Genomic DNA, 15,801 nt, shown 5'->3' with positions numbered 1-15,801 from the left:
GTTCATTCGGCAAGAAGTTGAAAAGCCGGGAACTCTGGTCAACTTCCTTCGACTCGGCTTAGTGTTCGCCCCGTTGTCGAAGAAACATCTCGAACGAACACCTTGAACGAACGCGGCGAAGCAACTGGGGGCGGCATGGCCGGAACACCACTCGGCGACCCGGGATCGGGGCAGCACATCCTGCACCTGGTCTCCTCGGGCGCCGCCTCCTCCCGCGCCGATCTCGTACGCGAACTGGGCCTCGCCGCGTCCACGGTCTCGCTGCGGGTCCAGGAACTGGTCGACGCGGGGCTGCTCACCGAGTCCGGCGAAGGGGCCTCGCGCGGCGGCCGCCGCCCCCGGCTGCTGCGCGTCCGCGCCCAGGGCGGCGTCGCCCTGGCCGCCGACCTCGGCAGCCACCACGCGCGCCTCGGCGCCGTCGACCTCGGCGGCACCGTCCTGGACGCCGTCGACCTGCCGCACGACATCACCGCGGGACCCGAGTCCGCCGTCGACTGGCTCTGCGCGCAGGTCGCCGAACTCGGCGCCCGGCAGCGCGAGTCCGGCCGCACCGTCCGCGCACTCGGCGTCGCCTTCCCCGGCCCCGTCCAGCCCGCCGAGGGCCGCGTGCTCAGCCCCTCCCGGATGCCCGGCTGGCACCGCTACCCGCTGCGCGACGTCCTCGCCGAACGCCTCGGCATCCCCGTCACCGTCGAGAACGACGCCACGATGATGGCCGTCGGCGAACACCGCGCCGCCCGCCCCGAACTCGACCACCTGGTCGTCGTCAAGGCGGGCCGCGGCATCGGCAGCGGCGTCATCGCGGCGGGCCGCCCGCACGACGGCGCGAACGGCTCCGCCGGCGACATCAGTCACGTACGCATCGAGGCGGCGGGCGAACGCCCGTGCAGCTGCGGCAACATCGGCTGCCTGGAGACCGTCGCGAGCGGCGCCGCCCTCATCCGCGAACTGGCCCTCCAGGGCGTCGAGGTGGCCGACACGAACGAACTCCTGCGCCTGGTCGCCGACGGAGACCCGCAGGCCACCACCCTCGTCCGCACGGCAGGACGGCACATCGGCACGGTGCTCTCCGTCGTCGTCAACTTCTTCAATCCGCAGGCCGTCGCGCTCGGCGGCGTGCTCGCCACCGCCGAACCGCTGGTCGCCGCCGTCCGCGGTGTCCTCTACGAACGCTGCCTGCCGCTGGCCACCGCCGACCTGGAGATCACCACCACGGTGACCGGCGTCGACGCGGGCCTGCTCGGCGCGGGACTCACCGCCCTGCGCCGCCACCTGCCGACCTCCTCCGCGGCCCCCGAACCAGCAACCCAGGAAGAGAGCGCCCACGCATGACCGCCCCCGCGACCACTCAGCGCCGCCTCCGCATCGGCATCGGCGGCATCGGCATCGAGTCCTCCACCTTCTGCCCGCACCGCTCCACCACCGACGACTTCCGCCGGACCAGAGGCCGGGAACTCCTCGACCGCTACACCTGGACGCAGCCCGATTCGGACCTGGCGTACACCGTCGAATGGGTGCCGCTGCTGCACGCGACCTCGCTGCCCGGCGGTCCGGTGGAGGCCGAGTCGTATCTGGTCCTGAAGGACGAACTCGTCACGCGGATCAGGGAAGCGGGCCCGCTGGACGGTCTCGTCTACGACATCCACGGAGCGATGAGCGTCATCGGCCTCACCGACGCCGAGGCCGACCTCACCGAAGCGGTGCGCGCCGCGCTCGACGCGGTCGGCACCCCGGACGGCGGCCGCCCGATGATCTCGGCCGCCATGGACCTGCACGGCAATGTGTCACGCCGGTTCGCCGAACCGGTCGACCTGCTCACCGCCCACCGGCTCGCCCCGCACGAGGACGCCTGGGAGACCCGCGAGCGCGCCGCCCGCAACCTCGTACGCTGCCTGCGCGAGGGCACCCGGCCGCACCGCGCCTGGGTGCAGGTGCCGGTGCTGTTGCCCGGCGAGAAGACCAGCACCCGCCTCGAACCCGCCAAGTCCCTGTACGCCTCGCTCGCCGAGATCGAGAAGCTGCCCGGCATCCTCGACGCGGCGATGTGGGTCGGCTACGCCTGGGCCGACGAACCGCGCTGCCAAGCCGCGATCGTCGTCACCGGCGACGACGCCGAACTGGCCGCCGCCGAGGCCGAGAAGCTCGCCCGCCGCTACTGGGACGCGCGCCGCGACTTCGTCTTCGTCGGTCCGACCGGCGGCGCCGAGGAGTGCGTCGCCAAGGCCGTCGCCTCGGCCGAACGGCCCTTCGTGATCAGCGATTCGGGCGACAACCCGACGGCCGGCGGCGCGGGCGATCTCGCGTACATGCTGGGCAAGCTCCTGGAGAACGAGGCGATCCGCTCCGGGAGGGTGACCGCCGTCCACCCCGGCATCACCGACCCCGTCGCCGTCGCCGCATGCTTCACGGCCGGAGTCGGCGCCGAGGTCACCCTCAGCGTCGGCGGCAAGGTCGACGCCAACCACGGCGGCCCCTGTGAACTCACCGGCACGGTAGTCGCGTTGCAGCGCGCCGCCGACCAGAAGGACCGCGCGGAGGGCGGCGCCTACGACCGCGGCGTCGACATGGCGGCCGTCCGGACCGGCGGGCTCACCGTGATCCTCGTCGAGCGCCGCAAACCCTTCCACACCCTCGCCGACTTCATGGGCCCCGCAGAGGGAGGCCTCGGCATCGACCCGCGCACCTTCGACCTCGTCGTCGTGAAGATCGGCTATCTGGAGCCCGAACTCCACGACATGGCCGCCGACTGGCTGCTCGCCCTCACACCGGGCGGCGTCGACCAGGACCTGCTCAGGCTCGGCCACCACCGCGTGGAGCGGCCCCTCTACCCCTTCGACGAGGACGCGTACGACTCCGGACCCGGCCCGGACATGACAGCCGCCCGGCTACGGTGATCCCTTCGAGCCACGAACCCGACCCGGAGGAGCCCCCGTGAAGCGCGCCGCCACCCTGTCAGCCCTGGTCTGTCTGCTGGCCGTCACGGCCGCCGCACCCGCGTCGCCCGATGCGGCACGCAAGCCGGAGAAGCGGCACGGCAGCCTCCTGGACTCCGTCCCCAAGTCCGGCGTACTGAAGGTCTGCACGACGGGCGACTACCGCCCCTTCACGCACCTCGACCCCGCCGACGGCTCGTACAGCGGAGTGGACATCAAGATGGCCGAGGACCTCGCCAAGAGCCTCGACGCCAAGCCGGAGTACGTCGCCACCACGTGGGCGAACCTCACCAAGGACGTCGCGGCCGGCCGCTGCGACATCGGCGTCGGCGGCGTCTCCATCACCCTGCCGCGCGCCCGACAGGTGTACTTCAGCGAACCGACCCGCGAGGACGGCAAGACACCGATCGTCCGCTGCGCCGACAAGGACGAATTCGGCGAGGGCACCCTCAAGGACATCGACAAGCCCGGCACCACCGTCATCGTCAACCCCGGCGGAACGAACGAGCAGTTCGCGCGCGCCAGCATCAAGCAGGCCACCATCAAGCTGCACCCGGAGAACACCACGATCTTCCAGGAGATCATCGCGGGCCGCGCGGACGTGATGATGACCGACGCGAGCGAGACCCGCTACCAGTCCAAGATCCATCCCGAGCTGTGCTCCCTGCACCCCGACAAGCCCTTCACCTTCTCGGAGAAGGCGTACGCCCTGCCGCGCGGCGACGAGCAGTTCAAGGAGTACGTCGACCAGTTCACGCATCTGGCGACGCACGACGGCACGTACGCGGCGTACGAGGCGGAGTGGATGGGCGCCCCCGCCGGCTCCTAGGGTTCCTGGGCCAGGCGCCCGGCCCGCCAGGGGTATCCCTGAGCCGTTCCCCGAGGTCGGGGCGGTGCGGCAGGTCCTACCTTCGGTGCCATGCCAACCTCGCGTGAACGGTGCATCCACAGCAGGCAGGGCGGCCGGCTCGCCTCGACCACCACCGCCGACATCGACGCGCTCGTGGCCGGGCTCAAGGACCGGCCGCGGGTCGTCCTGCACTTCCACGGCGGGCTCATCGACGACACGCTGGGCTTCGCCACCGCCGACCGGCTCGCGCCCGTGTACGAGGCGGCGGGCGCCGACCCCGTCTTCTTCGTGTGGAGCAGCGGGCTGCTGGAGACCCTGCGGGGGAACCTGCCGCAGATCCTGAACGAGAGCGTCTTCCATACGCTGCTCAGCAGGGTCACGCGGTACGCGACGGGCCTCGTCTTCCAGGAGCCGGGGCAGCGGGCCCTCGGGGCGGTGGCCACCCCTGCCCCGAGGGCCGTGGCAGCGGAGCTCGCCCAGGTGCGGGCGGGGCACGAGCCGTACGCGCGGCTGACCGCCCCGGCCGAGGTACCGGAGCTGAGCGAGGACGAACAGCGGCAGCTGGCCGCCGAACTCTCGGCGGACACCGAACTGGCCGAGCGCACCCGGGAGATCGTCGAATCGGTCGCGCCCGCGCCGGCAGAGCGGGCCGCCGCGGCGCGAGACGCCATCGGGGGGCGTGCCGCGGCGGCCACACTGATGTCACCGGACGTCGTCGCCGAACTCGCGGACCGGGCGGAAACGGGGGAACGCGCCCTGGTCAGCACCGCGTTGCTGGTACGCAAGACGGTGCGCGTCGTCACCGCCGTGGTCGGGCGGTTCCGGCAGCGCACCGACCACGGGCTCTATCCGACGGTCGTCGAGGAGATCCTGCGCGAGTTCTATCTCGCGAGCGTCGGCGCGGCGATCTGGGACGCCATGAAGCGGCAGACCGCCGAGACGTTCACCGTCTCCGACGAGGTGCGGGCCGGACGGTACTTCCTGGACCGGTTCGGCGAACTGCTCGCGTCCGGGACGCGGCCCCGGGTGACCGTCGTCGGGCACAGCGCGGGCGCCGTGTTCATCGGCAACCTGCTCGACGACATCGCCCGCAGGCGCGCCGCCACCGACGACCCGGTCCCCGCCGACTTCCGCATCCGGGACGTGGTGCTCCTCGCGCCCGCCTGCACCGTGGCGCACCTCGCACCTGTCGTACGGCGGCAGTCCGAACTCTTCGACAGGTTCCGGATGTTCACCATGACCGACCCGGCCGAGCGGGCTGACCACCTGGTGCCGTTCCTGTACCCGAGGTCGCTGCTCTACTTCATCTCCGGCGTCCTGGAGCGCGACCCGGCCAAGCGGCCCGCCGTCGTGCCGATCGCGGGCATGCAGCGCTGGTTCCTCGACACGGCGGCCGTCGGCCCCGACTCGGACGACCTGCGCGGCTTCCTGCGCGCCGACCCCGCGCGCACCGTGTGGTCGCCGGGCGACGGCGGCCTGGGACTGCGCGCGGGCGCCCAGAGCCATGTCGCGTTCGACAACGATCCACAGGTGCTCGCGAGCGTGGCCGACATGCTCGCGCGGTGACCGCGGACGACGGAGGAGAGACGGGGGAGAGAGGCATGAACGACCTGCACTACGCCGTGGTCGTCGGCATCAACCGGTACCCGGCCATCGGTGATCTGCAGGGGGCGCGGGGGGACGCGGGCCGGTTCCGCGACTGGCTCGTCGACCCCCAGGGCGGAGCCGTGCCCGAGGCCAACGTCCATCTGGTGACGGCCACCAAGGAGGACGAACTCACCGACGACTTCCTGTGCGCCGTACCGACCAGGGAGAACGTCGACAAGGCGCTCTTCCGGTCACACAGAGCGGTCATGGAGGCGACCAGGGACCGGCCCGAGGCCTGGCGGGACACCCGGCTCTACGTCTTCCTGGCGGGGCACGGCTTCTCGCCGTCCAACAACAGCGACGCGGCCCTCCTGATGGCGAACGCCGCACGGGACCTGATGGGCAATCACATCGCGGTGCGCCAGTACCTGAACTGGTACGAGTCGGCGTCCCCGTTCCACGAGGTGGTCTTCCTCGCCGACTGCTGCCGCACCCGGTTCAGCGGCGTCGAGGCCTTCGCACCGCCCTTCACCGGCAACACCGAGGCGCCCGAGGACGTCGACTACTTCGTCGGCTTCGCGACCTCGCTCGGCGATCCCGCCTACGAGGAGCAGAGCCCCGACCGCGACCGGGCCAGGGGCCACTTCACCACCGCGATCCTGGAAGGGCTGCGCGGGGCGAAGCCCACCCCGGAGGGCACGGTCACCTCCGACAGTCTCGCGGAGTTCGTCGGGCCCTCGGTGCGGGCCCGCACCCAGGCCGCCCTGGTCCCGCAGCAGGCGCGGTTCATCCGGGGCAGCAGCACGCCGATGATCTTCACGCAGGGTCTGGCGAGCCCGGGGGACGCCGTCACGCTGCGCTTCCCGGACGGCTTCCGGGGCTGGGTGCAGCTGCGCGGCGGCGACCCCGGCGAACCACCACTCAGGCTGCACGTCGAGGCGGCCGAGTGCGTCGAGAAGCTCAAGCCCGGCCTCTACCGTGCCACTCCGGAGAGTGTGAGCGCGGCGGACTTCCGGGACGGCGGATTCTTCGAGGTAGTGACAGGCGGTGGCAATGGTGTCCAGCTCTGAGTTCCGGCGGCACTCCCAGGGGAGGGTAGAAGCCCGCGTTCCGTTCGTCGTCATCCCGGACACCCCGTCGGTCCTCGTGACCGTCACGGACTCCGCGTTCCGCGAGGTGGCCCACGCGATGGGCACCATCGACACCGAGCTGCCGCCGGGCATCTACCGCATCGAGCAGCGGTTCGGCGGCGAGGTGGACAGCAGGCTCGTCGAGGTCGGCACCGAACCGTTCACCGAACGGCTGGCGCTGCCCCGCATGCCCACGCCCACCCCCGTCGAAGGCACCCCGACCACCCGCGAGGACCACCGCGCGGCGGCCCAGCGCTGGAGCACCCGCACCACGTACGGCGACGGAACGCCCACCCTGATGGTCCTGATCCGCAATCTGCGCCGGGGCTGGCAGCTCGATCCGTACGCCCTGGAGGTGGCCGGCGAGAACGGCGCACCCGTGGACGGCGGCGCCGGCGGCTGGGAGCCGTCCGGCGGCGAGGAGTGGTCGGCGTGGAGCTGTGAACTGCCGCCCGGCGGGTACCGGTTGCGCACCCGCAGGCCGCCCGCCGACGGGCTGCCCCTCGCACAGGCGCTGCACGTGCTCGACGGGTGGACCACCCTGGTGTTCGTGAGCAACGGACCGCAGGGCCCGCAGCCGCAGTTCGCCTCCGTCCAGATGGTGCGCCCGGGCGCCGGCTGGCAGTCCACGGACCGCACGGCGGGGCTCGCCCTGGAGGCCGCGCTCTCCGGACTGCGGCAGGGCATCGACCTGGTGTCGACCCGGCAGCTGGTCGAACTCCTCGACGCCAAGAGCCTCAACCCGTTCCTGGGCATCGTCGGCGCCCACGCCCTGCTGCTGCACCCGGCGCCCGACCTGGACCGGATCGGCAGGCTGGTGGGGAACCTGATGGACGACGCCCCGCGCCATCCCGACATCGCGGCCCTGGCCACCCGGATCGGCGAACCGGTGGCGCCGGTCGCATCTCCGCCAATGCTCGCCGCGTCCTGCCGGCTGCTGCTCAAGGCGGACTCCGTCGACCCGAACGTCCTCCTGGACGGTTCACCGGCGGAGAGCGTGGCCGAGCACCTGGTCGGGCGAGGGGTGTGGACGACCTGGCTGGAGCAGGAGCGCCGGCCCGCGGCCGCGGCACGCGGCGGCCTCGCCCCGATGGTGCCGGGGGACACCGGAGGGGCGGGGCGTTCCGGGGGCACCGCGCCGGTCGAGCGGGTGCGCCAGTACGTACACGACATCGCGAACCTGGAGGACAGGACCGTCGACGACGTACTGGACGGCCTGGACGCGAAGGACCTCTGCCGCAGGACCGGACTGCCCCACAAGGCGGTCGACAAGGCGATCGAGGAGCTCAGGCGCCCGCGGGGGGAGTGAGTCGGCGCGCCACGAGACGGGGGAAACGGGGGAACGGGGGAAATGGAAAGGGGGAACCGGGGGAACAGGGGAAGGCCGTCGGCCGGGACGAGGATGTCCCGGCCGACGGCATTCCCCCGCGGTCCCGCTGCCGCGCACGGCACCCCCGTGTCCGTGCGTGGGCGGGTGGTTCCAGCTTCCGGGACCGCGCATCACACCGGTGTCACCGCGACGTCACGCCCGCGGCCCGTGCACCCCCGAGCGCACACGGACCGGCGGGCCGACGGCGACCGGGGCGGCTCCTCACGACAGCGCGTGCCGCACCATCGTGAAGAACTGCCCCGACGGTTCGATGCCCAGCTCCCTGCGGAGCAGCCCGCGGAAGGCCTTGAAGTGCCGTACCGCCTCCGCCAGGTTGTTCTCCGCGAGGTGCACCTTCACGACCGCGCGGTGCGCGCTCTCGCGCAGCGGGTCGATCCGGGTGCTCTCCAGCGCGGCCTCGAGCGCGGGAGCGTACTGCTCCTGGTCGACGAGCCGCGCCGACAGCGCCTCCAGGGCGTGCAGCCGCAGCTGGTGCAGCCGCTCCCGCTCGAACACCACCCAGTCCTGGTGCCAGCCGGGCAGCAGCTCCCCCATGGTGAGCAGGGAGGTGCACGCGGCCCCGGTTCCCTCGGCCGGGGCCGCGAGTATGTGGCGTGCCGTGACGGTGAAGTCCTCGACGTCCACCCGGACGCGCTCGGCCAGGGCGAGCAGCCCCGACCGCGCGTCGAAGATGACCGAACTCGCCCCGTTCAGACGCCAGATGGCGGTCCGCAGACAGGCCCGCGCCCGCTCCTCGGTGACGTCCGGCCACAACGTCCCCGCCAGCGACGACCGGGTCGCCGGGCCGCGCAGCGCGAGCAGGGCGATCAGCTGCTGCCCGCTGGCGGTGACGTCGACCGGCGCGAACCCCCGGCGCTCGGCGCGGCCGAGCCGGAACCCTCCCAGCAACCGCAGCCGCAGCGCCGGAGGTGCGTCGTCGCACACCGCCGGACATTCCGTGACAGCCATCTGTGTACCCCCAGTTGAACCGATCGCCCCTGATCTGGATCGAACTTACGCCGGGGGTGGGCAGGGGTGCCTCGGGGAACCGCCCAGGGAAAACCCCGGTGTGCGGCACCCCTTACCGAGGGCGCTACGACGACGCGCGCTGCCCCTGTGGTGCGAAGTGACTCACGAGCCCGATCCGGGAGTTGATGCCGAGCTTCGTGTACGTGTGCCCCAGGTGGTACTCGATCGTCTTGACGCTCAGCGCGAGCGCGGTGGCGATCTGCCGGTTGGTCAGGCCCTGCGAGGCGAGCCGCGCGACGGCCAGCTCCTGCGGGGTGAGCCCCTCGGCGACCGAATCGGACTCCGCAGGTTCCTGCGCTGCGCGCGGCGGCGCGGCCCGCCCGCAGGCGTCCAACTCCCGCTCGCAGCGCGCCAGATAGGGTACGGCGTCCAGTTCGCGCATCGTGGTGTACGCGGCGTGCAGCTGCTCCACGGCGACCGAGCGGCGGCCGATGCGGCGCAGGAACGACCCGTGGTCCAGCTCGACGCGGGCCCGGCCGAAGGGCGCCGGCACCTGCGCCGCCTGGTCGTGCGCGCGCAGGAAGGAGGCCTGCGCGCGGTCCGTCTCGCGGCGCGCCGCGTGCAGGTTGCCGCGCACCCGCGCCGCCGCCGCGAGCGCCGAGTGCCGCCCACGGGCCGCCGCGAGTTCCTCGTACGGCCGCAGCACGGCCTCCGCCTCGTCGAACTCGCCGAGCTGGATCAGCGCGTCGACGAGCAGCTCGCGCCAGGCCACCACGCCCGGTTCGGTGACCCCATCGTGGGAGGCGAACGCGAGCAGCGGCCGCAGCGCCTCCACGACCCGCTCCGGCTCCGAGCGGGACTCGGCGAAGCGGCCGTGCGCGGATGCCGCGTAGGCGAACGCCAGCGCGCTCTCGTCGCAGCCGGGCGCGTCGAGGGCCAGCCGCAGATGGGCCGACGCCCGGTCCCACGCGCCGCGCGCCGACAGGATCCAGCAGGCGATGGCGTGCGTGACCGGCTTCAGCCACGACTGATCGGTGTCGTCGGCGATCGACGCGGACGCCTCCGCGTGGATCAGCGCCTCGTCCCAGTCGCCGAGCCGGTGCAGGGTCTGGGCGAGCGCGGACGCCGAGAGCAGCCGCAGCGGCACGGTGCCCCTGCGGCAGCTGGCCACGGCCCCGAGCAGATCCGAGCGTGCGCTGCGCAGATCGTCCGACCAGAGCCGCAACTGGCCGCGCGCCAGCAGCAGATCGATGCTCGCGGGCGGCACCAGCAGCGGATCGGGCAGCTCGCCGGCCAGTTCGATGCCCTTCTTGGCGGAGCCGCTCAGGCCCAGCGCGAGGAGGTGGTTGAAGCGCAGCATCCGGCTCGGGCCCTGGAGCGTGGAGAGCCGCTGGGCGCGCTCGGCCCAGCGCGCGGCCTCGGCGGCGCGCCCGCGCATCACGGCGGCGTAGCTCAACTGCTCGGCCGCCCGCGCGGCCAGCGACGGATCGCTCTCCCGGTCGCACTGGTTCCATGCGTCGACGAGCAGCGTCCAGGCCTGCTCCATCCGGCCCTGTACGCGGGCCACATAGCCGCGCACGTATCCGCGAAGGGCGGGATCGGAACTCTCCGGGAGGCCCGCGGCGAGTTCGGCCGACTCGTGCACCCGGCCGTCGAGCAGCAGCGCCTCGACCGCCTCGACGGCGAGCCGGTCCCGCTCCAGGGCGGTCGTCGCGACGCGCGAGGCGTGCCGCAGATGGGTGCCGGCCACCGCCCACTGCCCGGTGGCGGCCTCCCGCCGGGCGCAGGCCGCCAGGGCGGCGGCGAGATGCTCGTCGGGTCCGGTGGCGGCGAGCACGCGGTGCCGCAGGCTCGAATAGTCGTCGCCGACCAGGGCCGCCGCACGGTTGTGCAGGGCCGCCCGGTGGGCGGGGCCGATGTCCTGGTAGACGGCGGCGTGCACCAGGGGGTGCGGGAAGGCGATCTCGGGGGCGGCGCCCGCGGGCAGTTCGCGCAACAGCCCTGCCCTGACGGCCCGTTCGAGCGCGGGCAGGGGTGCCTGCACCCGTGCGAGCGCGGCGGCGACACTCAGCGGGCAGGACAGGCCGAGGATGCTGACCGCCTGGACGAGGCGCTGCGCCTGGGACCCGCACTCCGCGAGATTGGCGAGCACCAGCATCGCGTATGAACGGGGCGCGGGCAGCGGTGTGGTGACGTCCCGAAGGACACGTGGCGGCACCTGGTCTAGCAGGGCGCGGGCGTGCAGCGGATTGCCGTGCGTGTGGTCGTGCAGCCGCACGGTCGCGGAGTGCGGCAGTTGCTCGGAGCCCAACTGGGCGCTGAGGGAGCCCAGTTCGTCCGGGCTGAGCCCGTCGAGGGAGATCCGCCGGGTGCGTACGTCCGTGAGCAGGCGGCGGATGCCGTCCGGAAGTTGGGGTGCCTGGGAGTCCCGCGCCGTCACGATCGCGAGGACCTTGTCGACCCGCAGCCGCCGCAGCGTGAACGTCAGGGCGTTCAGGGAGGCGGAGTCGGCCCAGTGCGCGTCGTCGAGGACCAGGATCACCGGGCCCTTGTCCTGCAGCTCGCTCAGCAGGTCGAGCAGCCCGAACCCGGCTGCGAGCGGCGGCAGCGTGCCGGGCGCCGAGCGGGGGACGCGGACCAGGGAACCCAGGCAGTCCGGCAGCGGGATGGGGCTCTGCCCGACGAACTGGGCGAGCACCCCGCACGGCAGCGCGCTCTCGTTCTCCTCGCCGCTCGCCTGCAGCACACAGGCGTCGCCCGCGGTGTCCAGGAAGCGGCGGACCAGCGCCGTCTTGCCGATGCCGCCGGGCCCCTCGATCAGCACAAGCCGCGGCATTCCCTCGCACGCCTGCCGGAACTCCTCCTGGAGCACGGCGAGTTCACGGGTACGCCCGGCGAACGCCGCGTGCGGCGCCGGCGCGTGGACATGGCCGTTCAGCGTGTTCCCGGACGTCATCACCGCCCCCACGTCGTCGACACCCGGCATGGACGGCGCCCGGACCGTGACGGCGTACCGTGCCGGGCGCATGACCCTGAACGTCCACGATGATGCCGAAACCGCTCTCGATACAAGCTGATTGCCCACTCTGGGTGAGCAGGTTCCCGTCAGACGGGCTCACACGTCACAGGAGTCCTCATCCGTCGCGGCGGAGGCCTCGGCGGACTCCGTGGACAGCTCCGGCGGCGGTTCGAGGAGCGCGAGCAGTTCGAGCCAGCCGTGAAACGGCGTACGCCTGCCCGCCTCCTCTTCCGTACCGCCCTCGTCCACGACGCTCCCGTGCACGCCCCCAGGGGAGCGGAACACCTCGATGACGTAGCGCACAACGCCCTCCCGGGGGCCAGCTTGGCCCTGAACGTGACACATCGCGACAACGCCAGGCTAGGAACGCGGCAGTCCGCGCGCTTCGGGGAGTCACCTGGGGATGACCCCAGTCCTAGGACCCTGGGGTGCGGGCCGGCCGCGGCCAGCGGTCGCCGGTCGTCCGGTGCGGGCCCAGACTGGGGGCATGGATCTCACCGCGGTCGTCGACGATCACCTGGCGAAGGCGCGCGTGGCCCCGCACGGGCGCAGTGCGGAGCTTCTGGTGCGGGACGGGCCGCTGCGGCAGAGCGTGATCGCGCTGACCGCCGGGACGGAACTGGGCGAGCACGAGGCGCCGGTCGCCGCCACGCTCTTCGTGCTGCGCGGCCGGGTGCGCGTGACGGCGTCCGGCGGTGACCTCGAACTGGCCGGCGGCGAGTTCGCCTGCGTCCCGCACGAGCGGCACGGGCTGACCGCGCTGGAGGACTCCGCGGTGGTGCTGACCTCGGTCACCGGCGTCTGACGTCCGGCGGCCGAGGCCGTTCCGCCCGGTTCGGACGGAGCGCTCAGACGGAGCGCAGGTACTGGTCCGGCACGTGCACGTCGGCGCCCAGCTCCCTGGCCGCGTGGCGGGCGAAGGAGGGGTTGCGCAGCAGCTCGCGGCCGAGCAGGATCGCGTCCGCCTCGCCGTTGGCCAGGATCTTCTCGGCCTGGGCCGGCTCGGTGATGAGGCCGACGGCGGCGACGGGCAGGCCCGTCTCGTTCTTCACGCGGGCGGCGAAGGGGACCTGGTAGCCGGGGCCGACCGGGATGCGGACGCCCGCGGCGTTGCCGCCGGTGGAGACGTCGAGGAGATCGACGCCGTGGTCCTTCAGGAGCGCGGCGAAGCGGACGGTGTCGTCCGGCGTCCAGCCGTTCTCCGCCAGCCAGTCGGTGGCCGAGATACGGAAGAACAGCGGCTTGTCCTCGGGCCACACGGCCCGTACGGCGTCGACGACTTCGAGCGCGAAGCGGGTGCGGGCGGCGAAGGAGCCGCCGTACGCGTCGATCCGCCGGTTGCTGTGCGGCGAGAGGAACTCGCCGATCAAGTAGCCGTGCGCGCCGTGTACTTCGACGACCTCGAAGCCCGCGTCCAGGGCGCGCAGCGCGGCGTCCCTGAACTGCCCCACCACGTCCTGTATCTGATCGACGGTCAGCTCGGCGGGCACCGTGTTCGGCTCGTCGAACGCCACCGGGCTCGGCCCGACCGGCTGCCAGCCCTCGGGCGCGTCCGGCGCGATCGGCGCGCCACCCCGCCAGGGCCGGTCGGTGCTCGCCTTGCGGCCCGCGTGGGCCAGCTGGATGCCGGGGACGGTGCCCTGCGCCTTGAGGAAGCCGGTGATCCGGCGCAGCGCCTCGACCTGGGTGTCGTTCCAGATGCCGAGGTCGGCGGGGGAGATGCGGCCCTCGGGGGCGACGGCGCTCGCCTCAAGCAGGATCAGGCCGGTGCCGCCGGCGGCGCGGGCGGCGTAGTGGGCGAAGTGCCAGTCGCCCGCGACGCCCGCGTTCGGCCCGAACACCTCTGCCGAGTACTGGCACATCGGCGCCATCCACACGCGGTTCGGGATGGTCAGCGATCGCAGGGTGTAAGGCTCGAACAGCGCGCTCACGGCGGACTCCATTCTGGATGGCCAGGGGGTTCCTGGTGTGGCTCGTACGATAATCCTCGTAGTACGGCAGATGTCAAACTACGACGTCCCTCGTACAATGGAGGCCGCCGGTGAGGACGACGCGGGCGACGACCGAATCCCGAGCGACGCGCAGCCCGAACGAGCGACGTGAATGCCGAACGAACGACGTGCAGCCCGAACGAACGACGTGAAGTGGAGCCGCCATGACGACCGCCGCAGCCAGCAGCCGAGCGCTTGATCACCCCGAGCGCGGGGAGATCCGGCTCGAAGGCGTGCTGCACGCGCTGTCGGACCCCATGCGCCTGCGGATCGTGCGGCAGCTGGCCGGCGAGGGCGTCGCCGTGACCGGAGGCCTCTCCTGCTCGCAGTTCGAGCTGCCGGTCACGAAGTCCACGAGCACCCACCACTTCCGGGTGCTCCGGGAGAGCGGAGTGATCCTGCAGATCTACCGCGGCACGGCCAAGATGAACGAGCTGCGCCGCGAGGACCTGGACGCCCTCTTCCCGGACCTCCTGGACAGCGTCCTGCGCGCGGCGGCCACGCAGGAGGCGCGACTGGGCGCGGGCGCCTGAGCGGGCGCCCCAAGGGCTCGTCTACGCCGGTCCGGACTCGCCCCGCGCCGCCGTGAGCAGCCCCGGCCAGTCGGGGATCTTCACCGGGCCGCGCCCCAGCGACGTACCCAGTTCCGCCTCCGCGCGTTCGATCGCCTGCCAGCCCGACCATTCGACCGGGCGCACGCCCGCCTCGCGGAGCGCGGGCAGCGGATCGGCGGGCACCTTCCTGCGTACGAGATCGGGGGCGTCGTCCAGGAGCGAGAGCACCGTCTCCTTGGCGCACGGGCGGTTGGTCCCGATGACGCCGGTCGGGCCGCGCTTGATCCAGCCCGCGACGTACTCACCGGGCGACGTGACGCCGCTCCGCAGCACCCGCCCCGCCGCGTGCGGCACCGTGCCCCGCTCGGCGTCGAACGGCAGCCCCTCGATCGGCACCCCGCGATAGCCGACCGAGCGCAGCACCAGCTGCCCCGCGATCTCCTCGTACCGCCCCGAACCCGTCACGCCGCCCCGTCCGTCCGGCAGCGTCCGCTCAAACCGCACCCCGCCGACCCGCCCCGCCGCCTCCGTCACGGCCACCGGGCGCAGGTAGAAGCGGAGCCGGATGCGCCGGGGCAGCCCGCGCGGCGGACGCTCCGCCCAGCCGCGCATGACCTCCAGGTTCCGGCGGACCAGCGAGGGCAGCGCCATGGGATCGGCGTACGCGGGATCGAGCGCCAACTCCGCCGGATCCACGATCACTTCGGTGTCCGGCAGCGAGCCAAGCTCGCGCAGCTCCTTGGTGGTGAAGCGGGCCTGCGAAGGGCCGCGCCGCCCCACCATGTGGACCTCGCGCACCCGGCTCTCGGCGAGCACCCCGAGCGCCGCCTGCGGAATGTCGGTGGGCCGGAGCTCGGCCACGCCGCGGGCCAGCATCCGGGCGACGTCGACCGCCACGTTCCCGACGCCGATGACGACGGCCGACTCCACGCCGCCGATGAAACCGTCCGCCCGCGCGTCAGGATGCGCGCTGTACCAGGACACGAACTCGGTCGCCGAATGGCTCCCCGGCAGATCCTCGCCCGGCACCCCGAGGTGCCGGTCGGCCGCGGCGCCCACGCAGTAGACGACCGCGTGATAGAGGCCGAGCAGCCTGGCGGGCGGCAGTGCGCCGGGACCGATCTCGACGCCGCCGAGGAAGCGGACGCGGTCGTCCTCGAGGACCGCGCGCAGATTGTTCTGGAGGGACTTGATCTTCTCGTGGTCGGGCGCGACCCCGTAGCGGACGAGCCCGTACGGGCAGGGCAGCCGGTCCAGTACGTCGACATGCACGTCGGGCACCCGGTCCTGCTGGACAAGGGTCTGCGCGGCGTACACCCCGCTCGGGCCCGAACCGACGACGGCTACCTGCAGCACGGCGGTGCTCCTTCCGCGAGGCGGCCTCGGGAGATGACTTCAG

13 protein-coding genes are annotated in these 15,801 nt (G+C 72.8%); 8 read left to right on the top strand and 5 right to left on the bottom strand.

Translation table 11 applies throughout. The annotated features are described in order from the left end of the window. The first annotated feature begins 135 nt into the window (after window positions 1-135). The 6 genes from ACIBKX_RS34415 (at window position 136) to ACIBKX_RS34390 (ending at window position 7,809) form a co-directional block, all read left to right on the top strand. On the top strand, window positions 136-1,332 hold the full coding sequence (locus tag ACIBKX_RS34415) for an ROK family protein (protein WP_363274499.1): 1,197 nt from the start codon (window positions 136-138) through the stop codon (window positions 1,330-1,332). After that, complete coding sequence (locus ACIBKX_RS34410) at window positions 1,329-2,894, top strand: M81 family metallopeptidase (protein ID WP_363274498.1); 1,566 nt, start codon at window positions 1,329-1,331, stop codon at window positions 2,892-2,894. Before ACIBKX_RS34415 ends, ACIBKX_RS34410 begins: the two co-directional genes overlap by 4 nt. A gap of 37 nt (window positions 2,895-2,931) precedes the next feature. Then, on the top strand, window positions 2,932-3,762 hold the full coding sequence (locus ACIBKX_RS34405) for a transporter substrate-binding domain-containing protein (protein WP_363274497.1): 831 nt from the start codon (window positions 2,932-2,934) through the stop codon (window positions 3,760-3,762). Between the two features lie 90 nt (window positions 3,763-3,852). Further along, the gene (locus ACIBKX_RS34400; protein WP_363274496.1) at window positions 3,853-5,349 is read left to right on the top strand and encodes a hypothetical protein; all 1,497 of its coding nucleotides are present in this window, start codon (window positions 3,853-3,855) and stop codon (window positions 5,347-5,349) included. Between the two features lie 35 nt (window positions 5,350-5,384). Then, entirely contained in the window at window positions 5,385-6,440 is a 1,056-nt protein-coding gene (locus ACIBKX_RS34395; protein ID WP_363274495.1) for a hypothetical protein, read from the top strand. Further along, window positions 6,424-7,809 (top strand): hypothetical protein, encoded by a 1,386-nt coding sequence (locus ACIBKX_RS34390; RefSeq protein ID WP_363274494.1) that lies wholly within the window; start codon window positions 6,424-6,426, stop codon window positions 7,807-7,809. The genes ACIBKX_RS34395 and ACIBKX_RS34390 overlap by 17 nt, the downstream gene beginning before the upstream one ends. A 282-nt stretch (window positions 7,810-8,091) precedes the next feature. On the opposite strand, the gene ACIBKX_RS34385 is transcribed toward ACIBKX_RS34390, so the two are convergent. The 3 genes from ACIBKX_RS34385 to ACIBKX_RS34375 form a co-directional block, all read right to left on the bottom strand. Beyond that, window positions 8,092-8,838 (bottom strand): BTAD domain-containing putative transcriptional regulator, encoded by a 747-nt coding sequence (locus tag ACIBKX_RS34385; RefSeq protein WP_363274493.1) that lies wholly within the window; start codon window positions 8,836-8,838, stop codon window positions 8,092-8,094. Between the two features lie 124 nt (window positions 8,839-8,962). Beyond that, a complete protein-coding gene (locus ACIBKX_RS34380) occupies window positions 8,963-11,866 on the bottom strand; it encodes an AAA family ATPase (RefSeq protein WP_363274492.1) in 2,904 nt (967 codons plus the stop codon). Between the two features lie 87 nt (window positions 11,867-11,953). Further along, window positions 11,954-12,160, bottom strand: coding sequence for a hypothetical protein (locus ACIBKX_RS34375; RefSeq protein WP_363274491.1), 207 nt, complete (start codon window positions 12,158-12,160; stop codon window positions 11,954-11,956). Between the two features lie 184 nt (window positions 12,161-12,344). On the opposite strand from ACIBKX_RS34375, the gene ACIBKX_RS34370 reads away from it, so the two are divergent. Further along, window positions 12,345-12,662 (top strand): cupin, encoded by a 318-nt coding sequence (locus tag ACIBKX_RS34370; protein ID WP_363274490.1) that lies wholly within the window; start codon window positions 12,345-12,347, stop codon window positions 12,660-12,662. A gap of 43 nt (window positions 12,663-12,705) precedes the next feature. Here the strand turns inward: ACIBKX_RS34370 and ACIBKX_RS34365 are convergent, their stop codons facing one another. Continuing rightward, window positions 12,706-13,788, bottom strand: coding sequence for an NADH:flavin oxidoreductase/NADH oxidase (locus tag ACIBKX_RS34365; RefSeq protein WP_363274489.1), 1,083 nt, complete (start codon window positions 13,786-13,788; stop codon window positions 12,706-12,708). 224 nt (window positions 13,789-14,012) lie between these two features. On the opposite strand from ACIBKX_RS34365, the gene ACIBKX_RS34360 reads away from it, so the two are divergent. Beyond that, window positions 14,013-14,381: a helix-turn-helix transcriptional regulator gene (locus tag ACIBKX_RS34360; RefSeq protein ID WP_363274488.1), complete on the top strand. Its 369-nt coding sequence runs from the start codon at window positions 14,013-14,015 to the stop codon at window positions 14,379-14,381. 21 nt (window positions 14,382-14,402) lie between these two features. On the opposite strand, the gene ACIBKX_RS34355 is transcribed toward ACIBKX_RS34360, so the two are convergent. Further along, window positions 14,403-15,758: an FAD-dependent oxidoreductase gene (locus tag ACIBKX_RS34355; RefSeq protein WP_363274487.1), complete on the bottom strand. Its 1,356-nt coding sequence runs from the start codon at window positions 15,756-15,758 to the stop codon at window positions 14,403-14,405. Window positions 15,759-15,801 lie beyond the last annotated feature (43 nt).

Source organism: Streptomyces sp. NPDC050658, from assembly GCF_044457025.1.
Classification (GTDB): Bacteria; Actinomycetota; Actinomycetes; order Streptomycetales; family Streptomycetaceae; genus Streptomyces.
The sequence above is the reverse complement of the archived record's forward strand: the minus strand, read 5'-3'. Positions and strand labels throughout refer to the sequence as shown.

Bases quoted from the DNA above. Each gene is read 5' to 3' on its own strand.
- ACIBKX_RS34415 (WP_363274499.1), top strand. From the start codon at position 136: ATGGCCGGAACACCACTCGGCGACCCGGGATCGGGGCAGCACATCCTG.
- ACIBKX_RS34410 (WP_363274498.1), top strand. From the start codon at position 1,329: ATGACCGCCCCCGCGACCACTCAGCGCCGCCTCCGCATCGGCATCGGC.
- ACIBKX_RS34400 (WP_363274496.1), top strand. From the start codon at position 3,853: ATGCCAACCTCGCGTGAACGGTGCATCCACAGCAGGCAGGGCGGCCGG.
- ACIBKX_RS34395 (WP_363274495.1), top strand. From the start codon at position 5,385: ATGAACGACCTGCACTACGCCGTGGTCGTCGGCATCAACCGGTACCCG.
- ACIBKX_RS34390 (WP_363274494.1), top strand. From the start codon at position 6,424: ATGGTGTCCAGCTCTGAGTTCCGGCGGCACTCCCAGGGGAGGGTAGAA.
- ACIBKX_RS34385 (WP_363274493.1), bottom strand. From the start codon at position 8,838: ATGGCTGTCACGGAATGTCCGGCGGTGTGCGACGACGCACCTCCGGCG.
- ACIBKX_RS34380 (WP_363274492.1), bottom strand. From the start codon at position 11,866: ATGCGCCCGGCACGGTACGCCGTCACGGTCCGGGCGCCGTCCATGCCG.
- ACIBKX_RS34370 (WP_363274490.1), top strand. From the start codon at position 12,345: ATGGATCTCACCGCGGTCGTCGACGATCACCTGGCGAAGGCGCGCGTG.
- ACIBKX_RS34360 (WP_363274488.1), top strand. From the start codon at position 14,013: ATGACGACCGCCGCAGCCAGCAGCCGAGCGCTTGATCACCCCGAGCGC.